10 protein-coding genes are annotated in these 16,635 nt (G+C 63.5%); 7 read left to right on the top strand and 3 right to left on the bottom strand.

Features of this window, described 5'->3' with window-relative positions; genetic code table 11:
* Window positions 1-56 precede the first annotated feature (56 nt).
* Window positions 57-1,022, bottom strand: a complete 966-nt coding sequence (locus NKI47_RS12170; protein ID WP_352590243.1) for a sugar-binding transcriptional regulator — start codon at window positions 1,020-1,022, stop codon at window positions 57-59.
* A gap of 188 nt (window positions 1,023-1,210) precedes the next feature.
* On the opposite strand from NKI47_RS12170, the gene NKI47_RS12165 reads away from it, so the two are divergent.
* The 7 genes from NKI47_RS12165 (at window position 1,211) to msuE (ending at window position 11,985) form a co-directional block, all read left to right on the top strand.
* Window positions 1,211-2,851, top strand: coding sequence for an acyl-CoA synthetase (locus tag NKI47_RS12165; protein ID WP_352590240.1), 1,641 nt, complete (start codon window positions 1,211-1,213; stop codon window positions 2,849-2,851).
* A 236-nt stretch (window positions 2,852-3,087) separates the two neighbouring features.
* On the top strand, window positions 3,088-3,696 hold the full coding sequence (locus tag NKI47_RS12160; RefSeq protein WP_352590238.1) for a TetR/AcrR family transcriptional regulator: 609 nt from the start codon (window positions 3,088-3,090) through the stop codon (window positions 3,694-3,696).
* Between the two features lie 62 nt (window positions 3,697-3,758).
* Window positions 3,759-4,907 carry an efflux RND transporter periplasmic adaptor subunit gene (locus NKI47_RS12155; protein WP_352590235.1) on the top strand — a complete coding sequence of 383 codons (1,149 nt, stop codon included), beginning with the start codon at window positions 3,759-3,761 and terminating at the stop codon, window positions 4,905-4,907.
* Window positions 4,908-5,115: 208 nt separating this feature from the next.
* On the top strand, window positions 5,116-8,256 hold the full coding sequence (locus NKI47_RS12150) for an efflux RND transporter permease subunit (RefSeq protein WP_352590232.1): 3,141 nt from the start codon (window positions 5,116-5,118) through the stop codon (window positions 8,254-8,256).
* A gap of 70 nt (window positions 8,257-8,326) precedes the next feature.
* Window positions 8,327-9,820, top strand: coding sequence for an aldehyde dehydrogenase family protein (locus NKI47_RS12145; protein ID WP_352590229.1), 1,494 nt, complete (start codon window positions 8,327-8,329; stop codon window positions 9,818-9,820).
* Window positions 9,821-9,953: 133 nt separating this feature from the next.
* Window positions 9,954-11,309 carry an LLM class flavin-dependent oxidoreductase gene (locus NKI47_RS12140; RefSeq protein WP_352569354.1) on the top strand — a complete coding sequence of 452 codons (1,356 nt, stop codon included), beginning with the start codon at window positions 9,954-9,956 and terminating at the stop codon, window positions 11,307-11,309.
* A 115-nt stretch (window positions 11,310-11,424) separates the two neighbouring features.
* Window positions 11,425-11,985, top strand: coding sequence for an FMN reductase (gene msuE / locus NKI47_RS12135; RefSeq protein WP_352455213.1), 561 nt, complete (start codon window positions 11,425-11,427; stop codon window positions 11,983-11,985).
* Between the two features lie 147 nt (window positions 11,986-12,132).
* Here msuE and NKI47_RS12130 read toward each other — a convergent pair whose 3' ends face one another.
* Window positions 12,133-13,839, bottom strand: coding sequence for a trimethylamine N-oxide permease (locus NKI47_RS12130; RefSeq protein ID WP_352590227.1), 1,707 nt, complete (start codon window positions 13,837-13,839; stop codon window positions 12,133-12,135).
* A gap of 216 nt (window positions 13,840-14,055) precedes the next feature.
* Window positions 14,056-16,422 carry a trimethylamine N-oxide demethylase gene (locus NKI47_RS12125; protein ID WP_352590224.1) on the bottom strand — a complete coding sequence of 789 codons (2,367 nt, stop codon included), beginning with the start codon at window positions 16,420-16,422 and terminating at the stop codon, window positions 14,056-14,058.
* Window positions 16,423-16,635: the final 213 nt, after the last annotated feature.

Below are 16,635 nucleotides of genomic sequence, written 5' to 3'. Positions count from 1 at the left end.
GGAACAGGAATGCCGCGACACATTGATGCCAACGCGCCGGCGGCTGGAACTGGGTATCAGGCGACCTCTTCTGCTGCTGCTCCGGCATGGTCGAGCAGCCGTCGCGCCATGCGCGCGCCTACGACGAGATGGGTGCAGAGCCCGCCGGCGATCGCCGCGACGAGCGGTTCGAACTTGCTCTCTTCCTGCACCACCACAAGGCGCTTTCCGATCTGGCGCAGCGATGACAGCTCTGCCGAAATCAGCCGGCGGTTGTAGCTGCAGTCGAGCGCCTGGCCTCGGGCGTCGATGATCTGCCCGGCAATGACGCCGGCCGCACCCGCCTTGCGCAATACAGCCATTTCGCTTGGCGTCAGCGCGCCGCATTTGACCAGATGGCTGTCGGTGTCCACCGAGCCTACCGAATACAGCGCCAGGCCGCATTCGCCGATGCCCGACAATTGCTCGCGGATCACCGGCTCGGCGCGCAGGCCGCGTGCCAGTTCTTCCGTCGTCAGCACCAGCGGCGCGTAGAAATTCAGCCCCTTGGCGTTGAGCCGGCGCGCGATTTCCATCGTGCATTGGTCCGGCCGGTACGAATAGGGGGCGCCCAGATTGCCGCAGAGCTGCACCACGGTGACGTCCTGCAGATCGGCATAGGACATGATGTCGGCGATCGTGTAGATGGTCCGTCCCCAGGCGACGCCGATGCGGTCGCCCTTCCTGATCAGCTCGAGAAAGACGCTTGCCGCCAGCACCGCGATGTCGGTCGAGGGGTCGGCGACATAGCCGTTTTCCGGCGCGATCCAGACCGCGTCGAGCTTCAGCGCGTCTTCCAGCTTGCGTGCCAGCACGTCGTCGGTGAAAAGCTGGGTCGAGGTCGAGATGTTGACGATGCCGGTCTCGCGCGCCTTGCGCAGATACATCGCCACCGAGGCACGGGAAATCTTGAGCTGGCTGGCCACCTGGTCCTGGCGCAGGCCGTGTGCATAGTAAAGCCAGGCGGCCTTGTGGATAAGCTGTTCTGCCGGTCGGATCGCCATGCCATCTCCTTGCTGACATTATTCACGGCTCTCGACAAAAGTCAAATTGGAGGAAGGAATAGATGCGCTTTCGCCGCCGAATCTAGACCATTCTTGTGCCACACGCGGTCTATGATGGCATCGTTGGTGGTGACGGGCCGGAAGCCGGTAGCTAAAGTTCTCGACGAACACATTGCGCGGAGGACGGGATGGGCAATCCCTACGAACAGGACCTAGACAGGAACCCGGCCAACCATCAGCCGCTGACGCCGCTGACCTATTTCGAGCGGGCGGCAAAGACCTTTCCCGATCAGACCGCCATCATCCATGGCCGCCAGCGCACGACCTATCGCGATTTCTGGAAGCGCTCGCTGAGGCTTGCCTCGGCGCTGGCGAAGCGCGGTATCGGCAAGGGCGACACCGTCACCGTCATGCTGTCCAACACACCGCCGATGCTGGAAGCGCATTTCGGCGTGCCGATGACCAGGGCGGTGCTGCATTCGCTCAACACCCGCCTCGACGCCGCCGTCATTGCCTTCCAGCTCGATCACGCCGAAAGCAAGGTGCTGATCGTCGACCGCGAATTCGCCGGCGTGGTCCGGCAAGCGCTGACGCTGGCCAAGGTCAGGCCGCTGCTGATCGATTACGACGATCCCGACTATGCCGCCGATGCGCCCTATCCCAAGGGGGAGCGGATCGGCACGCTGGACTATGAGGCGTTTGTCGCCGACGGCGACGAGGATTTCGCCTGGTCGATGCCGGACGATGAATGGGATGCCATTTCGCTCAACTACACCTCCGGCACGACAGGCAATCCGAAGGGCGTCGTCTGTCACCATCGCGGCGCGGCACTGATGGCCTATGCCAACACCATCCATGCCGGCATGGGCAAGCACCCGGTCTATCTGTGGACGCTGCCGATGTTCCACTGCAATGGCTGGTGCTTTCCCTGGACGCTTGCCGTGCAGGCTGGCACGCATGTCTGCCTGCGCTGGGTGCGGCCGAAGCCGATCTACGACGCCATCGCCGATCACGGCGTCACCCATCTGTGTGGCGCGCCGGTGGTGATGTCGGTGCTGATCAACGCCAGGGACGAGGACAAGCGGCAGTTTCCTCAGACCGTCACCTTCAACACGGCCGCGGCGCCGCCGCCTGAGGCGGTGCTGTCGGGCATGGCCGATGCGGGCTTTGCCGTCACCCATCTCTACGGCCTGACCGAGACCTACGGCCCGGCCGTCGTCAACGAATGGCACGGCGAGTGGGACCGGCTGGAGAAAGGGGCGAGGGCGGCGAAGAAGGCCAGGCAAGGCGTGCGCTACGCCGCGCTCGAAGGCCTGACTGTGATGGACCCGCAGACGATGCAAGAGACGCCGGCCGACGGCGAGACCATCGGCGAGGTGATGTTCCGCGGCAACATCGTCATGAAAGGCTATCTCAAGAACCGCAAGGCGAGCGACGAGGCCTTTGCCGGCGGCTGGTTCCATTCGGGCGACCTCGGCGTCATGCATCCGGACGGCTACATCCAGCTCAAGGACCGTTCCAAGGACATCATCATCTCCGGCGGCGAAAACATCTCCTCGATCGAGGTCGAGGAGGCGCTGTACAAGCATCCCGCCGTCGGCTCCTGCGGCGTTGTCGCCAGATCCGACGACAAATGGGGCGAGGTGCCGGTCGCCTATGTCGAGCTGAAGCCGGGCAAGGCGGCGACCGAGGCGGAGGTAATCGAGCACTGCCGCGCGCTGCTCGCCCGCTTCAAGGTGCCGAGAGCGGTGATCTTCGCGGAAATCCCGAAGACTTCGACGGGCAAGATCCAGAAGTTCCGGCTGCGGGAGATGGCAAAGCAGCCTTAGGGCCTGATCCGAAAACGGAACCGATTTCGGAAAGCATCTTTTCAAGATCCTTCGCAAAAAACACGGGGCGGCGTTGCAGGCGCGCCCGGCGGAAACCACATGCGTTTCATGGGCCGACTCCGTCCAGGGATGTCACCATCTGTCATCAGCAGCCAAAATCGTGCCTTGACAGGTGATGGTTTTCAATTTACGAGTGACGAAATTCTAAATTCGTCAGTCGTAAATTGGCCAACGAGATGCTTGAAACCCTAGATACCACCGCCGATTCCGCCCGCCAGGAAAATGTCACGCGCATCCTGGATTGCGCGGAGCGATTGTTTCGCCACTACGGCTACGGCAAGACCAACGTCGCCGACATTGCGCGCGAACTCGGCATGTCGACTGCCAACATCTATCGCTTCTTCGCCTCCAAGGTGGAAATCCACCAGGCGGTTTGCGGCCGTATGCTGGAGACCTGCTACCGGTTGAGCTACGAAGCCTGCCATAGCCCCGGCACCGCCAGCGAGAAGCTCCGCCGCTACGTGCATACGCACTATCAGTGGACGCTGGAAACCATGATCGACCAGGAGAAGGTGCACGAGATGGTCATCGTCGCCATCGAGCGCGATTGGCATGTCATCGAAAAGCACATCGACCGCATCCACGACCTGGTCGCTGAAGTGATCCGCGAGGGCATCGCCACCGGCGAGTTCGTCGATCAGGATCCGGTGGTCGCTTCCCGGTGTTTCGGTGCTGCCATTATCAGCCTCTCTCATCCACAGATGATGGCTCAGTGCCTCGCCAAGAAGAACCGGGCGACGCCGGACGAGCTTACCGAGTTTGCCATCAGAGCCTTGAAGAAATGACCGTTGCCGCCCGTCGGGCGGCGATACCGGCAATTCATCTCCACAGTTCGGGAGTACGAAAAGTGTCTTTGTCCAAGTCCATCACCTACAGGCGACCGGCCGCCGGCCTGGCACTGATTATCGTTGTCGCTCTCGGCCTCGCCGGCTGCTCGCAGGAGAAAGCCGAGGTCACCGAGATCATCCGCCCGGTCAAGGTGGTCGAGATCGCTAAGGCGAGCGATACCCGTCAGCTTTCCTATTCCGGATCGGTGCGTGCCCGCACCGAGATGAATCTCGGTTTTCGCATCAACGGCAAGATCACTGAGCGCCTTGTCGACATCGGTGACCGCGTCAAGCCGGGCGACGTTCTCGCCCGCATCGATCCCACCGACTACGAGCTTTCGGTGAGAAGCGCTCAGGCCAGCCTCGATGCTGCCGACCGTCAGGTCGAGACAGTCGAGCTTACGCGCAAGCGGGCCGAACAGCTCTACGCCAAGAATTTCGCGCCGAAGTCGCAGCTCGAGCAGGCGACGCTCGCCTATAATCAGGCGGTCGCCACGCGAGACTCCGCCCGCTCGCAGCTTGCCCAGGCACAGAACCAGGTCCGCTATACCGATCTCAAGGCGGACAAGAACGGCATCGTCACTGCCGTTGCCGCCGATGTCGGCCAGGTGGTCGGCTCCGGCACGCCGGTGGTGACCGTTGCCATCGACGGCGAGAAGGAAGTCCTGATCGCTGTTCCGGAAACCGATATCGCCGAATTCAAGCCGGGCAAGACCGTCAAGGCTGGCTTCTGGTCCGATGAGGCGCTGACGCTCGACGGCAAGGTCCGCGAAGTCGCCGGCAGCGCCGATCCGCAGTCGCGCACTTTTGCCGTTCGCGTCAGCCTGCCCAACGATCCTCGCGTGCTGCTAGGCATGACCGCCTCCATCGAAGCCGCGGCGGACAACCGGCAGCAGCTGGTGTCGATCCCGCTGGCCGCGTTGGCGCAAAAGGACAGCCAATCGATCGTCTGGACAGTCGACCGCAACGGCGGGACCGTCCATGCGCATCCGGTCAAGGTCGCCGCCTTCACCCCCGACGGCGTCAGCGTCGCCGATGGGCTGAAGCCGGGTGACGTCGTCGTCGCCGCCGGCACGCAGTTCATGACCGAGAATCTGAAAGTCAAGCTGACCGGTGATGCAGCGCAACAGTCGGCGTCGGCCGATGACGCTGCAAGGCGCTTGCGCTGACGGCCAGGCAATTCACGGTTTCCGGGCGGCAGGCGCCCCCGATTTTCGAGATCTCAGGTCGATGTAACCCCCACGTCGATCCTCGCGTCCCACCGCGATGTAGATCTCTCAACTCGGAAAGCCACGCCGCCCGGAAGCCCACATCGGAAGTTCCTTGGGCATGCGAAAGCGCGTGCTCTGTTGATAAAATTGAAACGGACTGACGCCGATGACTATCGACACCAATGAAAAGCGGTCTTTCAATCTTTCGCGCTGGGCAATCGGCCATCCGAGCATTGCCCGCTTCCTGTTCGGGCTGATCATCGTCGCCGGTGCGCTCGGCCTGATGCGCATGGGCCAAAAGGAAGACCCCGATTTCACCTTCCGCGTCATGGTCGTCCAGGCGATCTGGCCAGGCTCCTCGATCAAGGAGATGGAGGACCAGGTCGTCAACAAGATCGAGCGCAAGCTGCAGGAAACGCCGCACCTCGATTTCGTCCGCTCCTACACCCGCGCCGGCAGCGCCATCATCACCTTGCAGGTCAAGGGCGACACCAATCCGGCGCAGGTCGCCGATGCTTTCTATCAGGTGCGCAAGAAGGTCGGCGATATCGCCAATGAGCTGCCGCAGGGGCTGCTCGGGCCCTACTTCAATGACGAATTCGGCGACACGTTCATCACCCTGCATTCGATCAGCGGCGACGGCTACAGCTATCCCGAGCTGAAGAAATTCGCCATCCAGGCGCGTGACATGCTGCTGACGACGCCCGGTGTCGAGAAGGCCGTGATCATCGGCGACCAGCCGGAAAAACTCTACATCGACGTTTCATCCAAGGCGCTTGCCGAACGTGGCCTGACGTTGACCGACCTGCAGAATGCGATCCGAGGCCAGAACAATGTCGATCCGGCAGGTTCGGTCGACACCGGCCAGCGTTCGGTGCGCATTTCGGTCGAGGGCGATGTCACCAGGGCGGCTGACATCCGCGAGCTTCGCCTGCGCGCCGGCAACCAGGTGACGCGCCTCGGCGACATCGCCACCGTGACCTCGGGCCTCGAGGATCCGTACCAGCGCAAGTACCGTTTCAACGGACACGACAGCGTCCAGCTCGGCGTCGTCATGGCCAAGGGCTTCAACGTCACCGACGTCGGCAAGGACGTCGAAGCGACCTACAAGCGCTTCGAAGAGGCGCTGCCCTATGGCGTTTCGGTCGATCAGATTTCCGACCAGCCGCATGTCGTGAAGGAGGCGGTGAGCGAGTTCATGGAAGCGCTCGGCGAAGCGCTGCTGATCGTGCTTTTCGTATCGTTCCTGTCGATCGGCTGGCGCTCGGGCCTGGTGATCGCGATCGTCATTCCGCTGGTCCTGGCGGCCACGTTCGCCATAATGTACGAGCTCGGCATCGACCTGCAGCGCATTTCGCTCGGCGCGCTGATCATCGCTCTTGGGCTCTTGGTCGACGACGCGATGATCGTCGTCGAAATGATGGAGCGAAAACTAGAGGAAGGCTTGGTCAAGGTCGAGGCGGCGAGCTTCGCCTACTCCTCCACCGCTTTCCCGATGCTGACCGGCACGCTGATCACGACGGCCGGCTTCATTCCCGTCGGGTTCGCTGCCTCGACCGCCGGCGAATATGTGCGCACCCTTTTTTACGTCGTCGGCATCGCGCTGATCGTGTCCTGGTTCGCGGCGGTCTATTTCACGCCATGGCTCGGCCACATGATCCTGAAGCAGCGCAAGCACGCCGGCAACCATCACGATGTCTTCGACACGCGCTTCTACCGCCGTCTTCGCTCGACCGTTGCATGGGCGGTGCGCCACCGCATCATCGTCCTGGTGATGACGCTGATGACGTTTGCCACCAGCCTGTGGGCGTTCCAGTTCATCCCGCAGAATTTCTTCCCGCAATCGTCGCGCCCGGAAATCCTTGTCGACCTCTGGTTGCCGGAAGGCACCAGCATCAAGGAAGTCGAGACCCAGGCCAAGGCTCTCGAAGCCAGGATGATGGACGACAAGGACAAGCGCTTCATCGCCACCTATATCGGCGAAGGCGCGCCGCGCTTCTTCCTGCCGCTCGACCAGCAGCTTCGCAACCCGAACTTCGCCCAGCTTCTGGTGATGGCCAATGACGAACCAGCCCGCGAGCGGCTGATCGTCAAGCTGCGCACCATCCTGGCCGAGGATTTCCCATCGATCCGCGCCAAGGTCGATCGCCTGTTCCTTGGTCCGCCGACCGGCTGGCCGGTGCAGATGCGCGTCATGGGTCCGGATCGCCAGGAGGTGCGCCGCATCGCCGACGAGGTGAAGGCGAAGTTCCAGGCAAATCCGCTGCTCGGCGCCATCCACGACGACTGGCTGGAGCCGGTGCCGGCGATGAAGCTGGTGATCGACCAGGATCGCGCCCGTGCGCTCGGCGTCACCTCGCAGCGCATCCGCCAGATACTGCAGGCGACCATGTCGGGAGCGCCGCTCGATGACTTCCGCGACGGCGAGGAGACGGTTTCGATCGTCGCCCGTGAGCCGGAGGCAAGCCGTCACCTGCTGTCGGCGGTCGACTCCGTCTACATCCCGACCGATTTCGGTGGCTCCGTGCCGCTGTCGCAGGTCGCCAAGATCGTCCCGGTGCTGGAGCAAGGCGTCGAATGGCGGCGCGACCGCTTGCCGACCATCAGCGTACGCGCCACGCTTCCGGACGGCGTGCAGTCGAACGATGTCGCCATGAAGATGTACAGCGACATGCAGGGCCTGCGCGCCAGCCTCGCCCCCGGCTACAAGATCGAGATCCAGGGCGGCGCCGAGGATGCGGCCGAAAGCCAGGCCTCGATTGCGGCGAAAGCGCCGATCATGCTGGCCGTCATCGTCGTGCTGCTGATGATCCAGCTGCAGCATTTCGGCAAGGCCATGCTGGTGCTGGCGACCGGTCCGCTCGGCATCATCGGCGCGGCGGCGGCACTTTTGATCAGCGGCGCGCCGTTCGGCTTCGTCGCCATCCTCGGTGTCATCGCCCTGCTCGGCATCATCATGCGCAACTCGATCATCCTGGTCGATCAGATCGATCAGGACATCGCCGCCGGCGTAGAGCGTTCCGAGGCCATCATCGGCTCGGCGGTGCGCCGGTTCCGGCCGATCGTGCTGACGGCGCTGACGGCGGTGCTGGCGCTGATCCCGATCTCGCGCGGCGTCTTCTGGGGGCCGCTCGCCTACGCCATGATGGGCGGCATTCTCGTCGCCACGGTGCTGACCATCCTTGTCCTGCCGGCAGCCTATGCGCTGTTCTTCGGCAGGGAGCGCAAGAAGGTGGTGGCAACGGAAGAGGCGGCCAAGGTGGCAGAAGAAGGCGAAAGGCCGCAACTGGCCCTGGCGGCCGAATAGAGCTGTTGGCAAATGTGACCTCCGGCGGTTTAATCCGCCCACCAGGCGTAGGCGCCGGAGGAGGACGGTCATGACCATGGCTCAGACAAAGGCACCGCTGCGGCTGCCGATCGACGGGCGCCATCGCCAGATGTTCATCGGCGGCGGCTGGGTCGATGCCCGCTCCGGCCGGACCATGGAGAGCCGCAATCCCGCCACCGGCGCGGTCATCGCCACGGTGCCGCGCGCCGACCGCCAGGACATCGACTTGGCGGTGACTGCTGCGCGCAAGGCGTTCGAGGGCCCGTGGAGCCGGTTCAAGCCTTATGAGCGGCAGGTGCTGCTGCTGAGGATCGCCGACCTCTTCGAAAAGCACTGGGAAGAGATCAGCCGCTCCGACACCACCGACATGGGCATGCCGATCATACGCACCCGCGCCAATCGCAACCGCGTCATCGGCATGCTGCGCTACTATGCCGGCATGGCGACGGCGCTGCACGGCGAGACGATCGACAACTCGCTGCCCGGCGAAATCGTCTCTTTCACCCGCAAGGAGCCGGTCGGCGTCGTCGGCGCCATCATTCCCTGGAACGCGCCAACGGCGGCGTCGATCTGGAAGATCGGCCCGGCGCTGGCGACCGGTTGCACCATCGTGCTGAAACCATCGGAAGAGGCGCCGCTGACGCCGCTTTTGATCGCCGACATCATGAACGAGGCCGGCGTTCCGGAAGGCGTCGTCAACATCGTCACCGGCACCGGCACCGAGGCAGGTGCCGCACTCGCCGAGCATATGGGCGTCGACAAGATCGTCTTCACCGGCTCGACGGCGACCGGCCAGTCGATCGTGCGGGCCTCGGCCGGCAACCTCAAGCGCGTCTCGCTGGAGCTCGGCGGCAAGTCGCCGGTCATCGTCTGCGCCGATGCCGATCTCGACAAGGCGGTGCCGGTGGCGGCGATGTCGGTGTTCGCCAATTCCGGCCAGATCTGCATCGCCGGTTCGCGCCTTTTCGTCGAACGCGCCGTCCATGACGAGTTCGTCGAGCGGCTCGCGGCATACGCCAAGGGTCTCAGGGTCGGCGACGGCATCGACCCGGCGACCGAGATCGGTCCGCTCGTCTCCGAAAAGCAGCTGCAACGGGTCACCGGTTACCTCGAGGCCGGCACCGCGGAAGGGGCGAAACTCGTCACCGGAGGCACCCGGCTTGTGGAAGGCGCACTTGCCGCCGGCAATTTCGTCGCGCCGACTGTCTTTGCCGGCGTCTCGGACGACATGAAGATCGCCCGTGAGGAGATATTCGGGCCGGTGATTTCAGCCTTGCCGTTCGATGCTCTGGACGAGGCGGTCGAGCGGGCCAACAACACGCCTTACGGCCTGGCTGCAGGGGTCTGCACCCAAAATCTCGCCACCGCCCACCAGCTGTCGCGAAAGATCCGCGCCGGCTCGGTCTGGGTCAACACCTATCACGCGATCGATCCGGCCGTGCCCTTCGGTGGCTACAAGATGAGCGGCTACGGCCGCGAGGGCGGCGCCGAGCACCTCGCCGAATATCTCAACACCAAGGGCGTGTTCATCAAGATCGATTGATCGGTCCGCCGCCCGCACAAAAAATGCTCCCCGACGCCGGTTTTGCAAAACAGAATTCCTTCCCATGGCCGCAAAGCCATCCCATGCTCGAGCAATTGGAGCGTTACGCTCGTCGTCATCGGTGCGTTTTTCCATGGCAGAAAATCGACAATTGCGGCTTGGCGCTTTCATGCGGCCCGTCAGCCTTCATACCGGCGCCTGGCGCTACCCGGGCGCCTATCCCGACGCCAACTTCAATTTCGCGCATCTCAAGCACTTCGCGCAAAGGCTGGAAGCGGCGAAGTTCGACGCCTTCTTCATGGCCGACCACCTGGCCGTGCTCAACATGCCGATCGAGGCGCTGCGGCGCAGCCACACGGTCACGTCCTTCGAGCCGTTCACGCTGTTGTCGGCGCTTGCCGCCGTCACCGATCGTATCGGGCTGATCGCAACCGCCTCGACGACGTTCGACGCGCCGTACCACATCGCCCGTCGTTTCGCCTCTCTCGACCATATCAGCGGCGGGCGCGCCGGCTGGAATATCGTCACCACATCCAATCCCGACGCCGCGCTGAATTTCGGCTTCGACGAGCATGTCGAGCACGACGAGCGTTATCGCCGGGCGCGGGAGTTTTACGATGTCGTCACCGGCCTGTGGGACAGTTTTGCCGACGATGCCTTCATCCGCGACGCCGAAAGCGGGCTCTATTTCGATCCGGCGAAGCTGCATGTGCTCGACCACAAGGGCGAATATCTTTCGGTGCGGGGACCGCTCAATATCGCGCGGCCGGTGCAGGGCTGGCCGGTCATCGTGCAGGCCGGCGCGTCGGAGGCCGGACGGCAGCTCGCCGCGGAAACGGCCGAGGTGATCTTCGCCGCCCATGCCGATCTCGCCTCGGGGCAGCGCTTCTTTGCCGACGTCAAGAAACGTGCGCAAAAACTTGGCCGGTCGCGCGACGACATCAAGATCCTGCCCGGCGCCTTCGTCATTGTCGGCGAGACCGTCGAGGAGGCGCAGACGAAGCGGGCCAAGCTCGACAGCCTCGTCTACTACGAGAGCGGCGTCGCCTCGCTGTCGATCGCGCTCGGCCACGACGCGTCGCGCTTCGATCCTGATTCAGTCTTGCCCGAAATCCCGGAAAGCAACGCCAGCAAGAGCGGCCGCGAGCGTGTCATCGAACTGGCGCGCAAGGAAAACCTGACCGTCAGGCAGCTTGCGCAGCGGCTGGGCGGCTATTCCGGTCTTGCCTTCGTCGGCACTTCGAAAACCATCGCCGACGAGATGGAGGAATGGCTGGTCACCGAAGGCTCGGACGGGTTCAACGTCATGTTCCCCTATCTTCCCGCCGGATTGGATGATTTCGTCGAGAAAATCGTGCCCGAATTGCAGCGGCGCGGCATTTTCAGGAGCGAATACGAAGGATCGACCCTGCGCGAAAATCTTGGCCTGAAGCGGCCGCCAAACCGGTTCTTCCAACCTGAGACGGCAGCGATCCGCAAAGCTGGTTAGAACCGGTAATGATTTTAGACCGTGGCAAGCATCCGTTCTTTTCGTTCGGTCCGAATGTCCATAGGGTCATGAGCAGCGGGCTGGCAGCCCGAAATCATCGCGAGGGCTTTGCATCATGACCAATCCGGCCGTTGTCGGTTTCTCAGGCAATTTCACCCGGCCGTCCAAGACGCGCGGTTTCGTCGATCGTATCGTGAATGAGGTAGCCGGCAGATATGGCCTGGCCGCCAGCACGCATGACGTCGTCGACCTCGGCCCCAGCCTCGGTGGCGCCAAATGGGCGCGTGAACTGGATGCGCAAGCGGGCGATATCCTCAAGCGCGTCGTCGCGGCGGACGTGCTCGTCGTCGGCTCGCCCACCTACAAGGGCAGCTATACCGGCCTGTTCAAGCACTTCTTCGATCTTGTCGACCCAACGGCGCTCAGGGGCAAGCCGGTGGTGCTGCTGGCGACCGGCGGCGGGGACCGGCATGCGCTGATCATCGAGCACCAGCTGAGACCGCTGTTCGGCTTCTTCGAGGCCTTTACGCTGCCGACCGCGATCTACGCTTCGGACAGGGATTTCATCGACGGCGTGCTTGCGTCCGAGACGATCCAGGCGCGCGTCGGACAGGTGCTCGAGGATATCGGCGCAGCGCTTGGCGGTCGCTCCCGCGCTGGCACCGCTGCCGAATAGCCCCTAAAAAGAAAAACCCGCCTCGGCGGCGGGTCTCGGGGCGAATCAGCACCATACCGAAATTACTAGCATAGCTGCCGGCACAAAGCAAGAACAAAATGCAGGGACCGAGCGCGCCTTGCGCGCCCGATCCCTCAAGGCAAGTCGTCAGATGACGAACAGCCAGTTGGCGAGCAGCATCACCACGACGCCGGCGACGAGCGTCAGATAGGGCAGCATCCCCGCCTTTTTCACCGCAAGGTCGGACGAGCTCATGCCGAGATCGGCCAGCATGTGGTCGGGGAATTTGCCCTTGTCCTGGATGTAGTGCCGGAAGCAGAACACCGGGATGATCAAGGCTGCCGTGATCAGCCCGGCCCACAATGCCATCGGGTTCCACACCTTGGCGCCGGCGCCCATGAAGACCGCGTTGACGTAGGCAAAGATGGCGCCGAGGCCGAGCAGCCAGCTCGGCGCCTTCCATGGCCGCGCGATGTGGCCATTGTCGATGCGGTGGATCCAGCCGGCATTGAGGTTAAGGAAGTTGAAGATGATGTAGCCGCAATTCGACACGGCGAGGATGAAGAAGAAGCTCGTTGCGTCGGCCGAGGCGATGGCCAGCACGATCAGGTTGAAGATCAGGTCGGTCCACATCGCCCGCGTCGGGGCGCCGTGCTCGTTGACATGGCTGAGATAGCGCGGCAGCCAGCCGTCGACCGAACCTTGATAGAGCGTGCGCGAGGAGCCGGCCATCGCCGTCATGATGCATAGCACCAGGGCCAGGATCATCAGCATCACCAGCAGGCTGTGGATCAGCTGTCCGCCGCCGACCATGCCGGCCAGCGCATCGGCCACGCCGGAGCCGTCGACGATCGGCGTCGCCAGCATGCCGTTCAAGCCGAGCACGCCCTGGAAGGTGAACGGCACCAGGATGAACAGCAGCATGCACAGCAGGCCGGAATAGAAGATCGCCTTGAAGGTATCGGTGCCCGGGTTCTTGAACTCGGAGGTGTAGCAGACCGCAGTCTCGAAGCCGTAGGTCGACCATGCCGCGATGAACATGCCGCCGAGCACCAGCGTCCAGCCGGCGATGTTCCACGCGCCGGGCTCCGGCGCATAGGCGGCGGCGAGCGGCACCAGCGGCGAAAAATTTGCCCAATTGATCTGGCCGGTGACGATCGGCACCACGCCGACGATGAGCATCGGGATGATGACCAGCAGGCCGATATATTTCTGCACGTTGGCCGTGCCCAGGATGCCGCGATGCTGAATCGAGAAGATGATCAGCATCAGCACCGCGCCGATGAAGAAGGTTGCGTTGAAGGTGAAGGAAACCGGGCCAAGCGTGTGACCGTAGAGCGTCCAGTTGCGGATCGCCGGCGTCGCCGCCGCGGTGACCGCGGTGATGGCGTCAGCGCTGGTTCCGGCATGGGCCGCAATATAGGCGGCGACTTCCGGCGAAGTGTCGGTGAACAGCGGCACCGGCGCCAGTGCGTTGAGGATATAGGCGGCGGCGATCGAGCAGCCGAGCGACAGCACCGGCGACCAGGCGAACCAGTTGCACCACACCGAAAGCGGCGCGATGAATTTCGAATAGCGCAGCCACGCGGTGGCGCCGTAGACCGAGGCGCCGCCGGATTTGTTCGGGAACAGCCCGGCGATCTCCGCATAGGTGAAGGACTGCAGGAAGCCCATGACCATGGATACGGCCCAGATCAGGAAGGCCAGTGTTCCGGTGGTGCCGGCGATGCCGCCGATCGAAAACAGGACAAGGGCCGGAACGCCGCTTGCCACCCAGAAGGCGCCGCGCCAGTCGATGTTCCGGTGCAGCTGCCCTTCGGCAGGCGGGACCAAGGTGGTGACTATCGTGCTCATTTACGTGGATTCCCCATTTTTGATGTTCCCCATCGGCAACAGCCGCAATCTCGCGAGGCGTCATCGACGCTCACGTTGAACGGCCCCAGGCGTTTTCCGCTCAGTAGTATTTTTTTCTTAGCAGTGAAGATTGACCCAACGCGCTTTCAGGTCAAGCGCTTTGTGACGCTGTGCACATTGCGCTTGTGGGAGAAGGGAAGAACCAGGCAGCGTCGGTCAGGAGCGCGGCCTGGTCTTTTGCGGGTCGTAATGGGCGAAGGCGACGACGCGCGCCGGCAGCCGCTTGCTGTGACCATCGAGCTTGCCGATCTCGACCTCGGTGCCGATCGCCGAATGTGCGACGTCGAGCCTGGCCAACGCGATGGTCTTGTTCAGCACCGGCGAACGCATGCCGGAGGTGACGACGCCGATCTGGGCCCGGCCGACATGCACGCAATCGCCGTGGCCGACGGCGACATTGGCGTCGATGTCGAGGCCGACCAGCTTCTTCTGCGGGTTTTCCTTGCGCCGGATCAGCGCCTCGCGGCCGATGAAATCGTCGCTCTTGGTCTTCAGCGGTACGGTGAAGCCGATGCCGGCCTCGAACGGATCCGTCTGGTCGGAAAACTCGTAGCCGGCAAAGATCAGCCCGGCCTCGATGCGTACCATGTCGAGCGCCTGCAGCCCCATCGGCTTCAGGCCGTGCGTCTGGCCGGCCTGCCAGATCGCGTCGAAGACCTTGCCGGCGTCGCGCGGATGGCACCAGATCTCGTAGCCGAGCTCGCCGGTGTAACCGGTGCGCGAGACAACGACCGGAATGCCGTTGCCACCGCCGATGCGGGCGACGGCGAAACGGAACCATTCGAGTTCGTCGATCGACGGCTGCAGCGGCGAGGTCCAGATGATCTGCCGCAGGACGTCGCGGCTTTTCGGTCCCTGCACGGCAACATTGTGCATCTGGTCGGTCGAGGAGCGCACCAGCACGGTGAGGCCGAGTTTTTGCGCCGTTTCCCGCAGCCATTGGCCGGATAGATCGTCGCCGCCGACCCAGCGGAAATTATCCTTGCCGAGCCTGAGCAGCGTGCCGTCGTCGATCATACCGCCATGCTCGTAGCACATGGCGGAATAGACGACCTGGCCGACGCCGAGCTTCTTGATGTCGCGGGTCAGCGTGTATTGCAGCAGCGCCTCGGAGTCCGGCCCGGTGACCTCGAACTTGCGCAGCGGCGACAGGTCCATGATCACGGCGTCCTGCCGGCAGGCCCAGTATTCATCGATCGGGCCTTGCCTGGCGAAGGAATTGGCCAGCCAATAGCCCTTGTACTCGACGAAGTTGCGGGTGTGCTTGGCAAAGCTCGAATGAAAGGCGGTCTCGCGGGTCATTTTCGGTTCCGAATCGGGCGTCATGCGTCTGGCGATCGCTCGCGAGAATTTGTGCTGGCCGGAATAGGTTCGCACATGGATGTCGGTCAGGTTCCAGCCATTGGCCGGCGTCGTATCGTCGGGGCAGGCGGACGAGACGCAGACGATGTCCGTGAGCGCCCTGAGTAGCACATAGTCGCCCGGCCGCGACCACGGCTCGTCCGATACCACGACGCCATGCGCGTCGATGGCCGTGTTGAAGAAGAAGTTGATCGCCATCCAGCCGGCGCGAGGCGTGACACCCTTGTCGGCCAGCGCGCGGTTGAAATTCTCCGAGCAGTTGGGATGGCCGGGATAACCGATGTCGTCGTAATATTTGGCCGCGCAGGCGAGCGCGAATGCATCGTGGCGGCCGCAAGTGTCCTGCACAACCTCGACCAGCGGCTCCATGTCCTGGTCGTAGTATTTCGAGTGCAGACCGGGCATCGGATAGCTCGAACCCATCAGCGTGCGCGTCGTCGTCACGTCGAGCGGATGATCGCGGCCCTTGTCCAGCTTGCGCGCCGAAAAGCACTGGAAGTCGGTGCATTGGCGCCCGTCGACATCGATGATCTGCAGATAGTCGCCCGCCTTGACGAAGTAGGCCTCCGCCGTCGCCGAATGGACGCGCAGGTCGAGCACGGGATCGGCCAACGGGTCGGCAAGCCTGGATTTCGCCGCCGGGCGGATGGTGGCGCGGCGGACGATGACGCTAAGCGGCGTCGCCGTATCGTGGCCGTCGACCAGCATCGGCCCGCCGGGCGCGGCAATCAGCATCGACCCATCGCGGGCGACGGTAAAAGCCTGTTCGGTACCGGCAGGGGTGGCGCCGCCGAAAACGCGAACCGCCTTCGCCTGGTCGAGCTGCACCTGGCGCCGCTCGAGCCCCCGGCGCAAGGATGCGAGGCTGTCGTCGCCTTCGGCCAGCAGCGCCTTGATGCCGGCGGCATTGCTGTTCGATTTCTCGCCGAGAATGCCGGGATCGGTCGCGTCGCTGCTGTCCCATGCCAGCAGCTCGCAGGCCTGCCCGCCCTCGATATTGCGCACGCTGATCGTATCGCCGGCCTCGACCTCGATCAGCATCGCGCCATTGCCCTGAACCGAGTAGCGCTCCATCCCGGCCGGCAGCGTAATCTGGCCTGGCCGCAGGATCAGGCTCGGCCGGGGCGGTCCGGCGACGACGGGGTAGGGCGACTGGCTCATCTCAACCTTGGTTTCGAGAAACAAGTTTGCCTGTGTGTAAAATTATTTTAGCGGGAAGAATAGCAGGGGGATCGGGTTTGGCAAGGTGAAGGTGGCACAAGCTCCCCCTTCTCCCCTTGTGGGAGAAGGTGTCGCCGAAGGCGACGGATGAGGGGTGTCCCAGGGAACGCCAGCCTCTCACTCCGCTGGAACACCCCTCATCCGTCTCGGCGT

Origin of the sequence: Mesorhizobium sp. M0633, from assembly GCF_040320645.1 — a bacterium.
Classification (GTDB): Bacteria; Pseudomonadota; Alphaproteobacteria; order Rhizobiales; family Rhizobiaceae; genus Mesorhizobium.
Note: the sequence above shows the minus strand (reverse complement) of the source record. Positions and strands in the feature narration are given on the sequence as shown.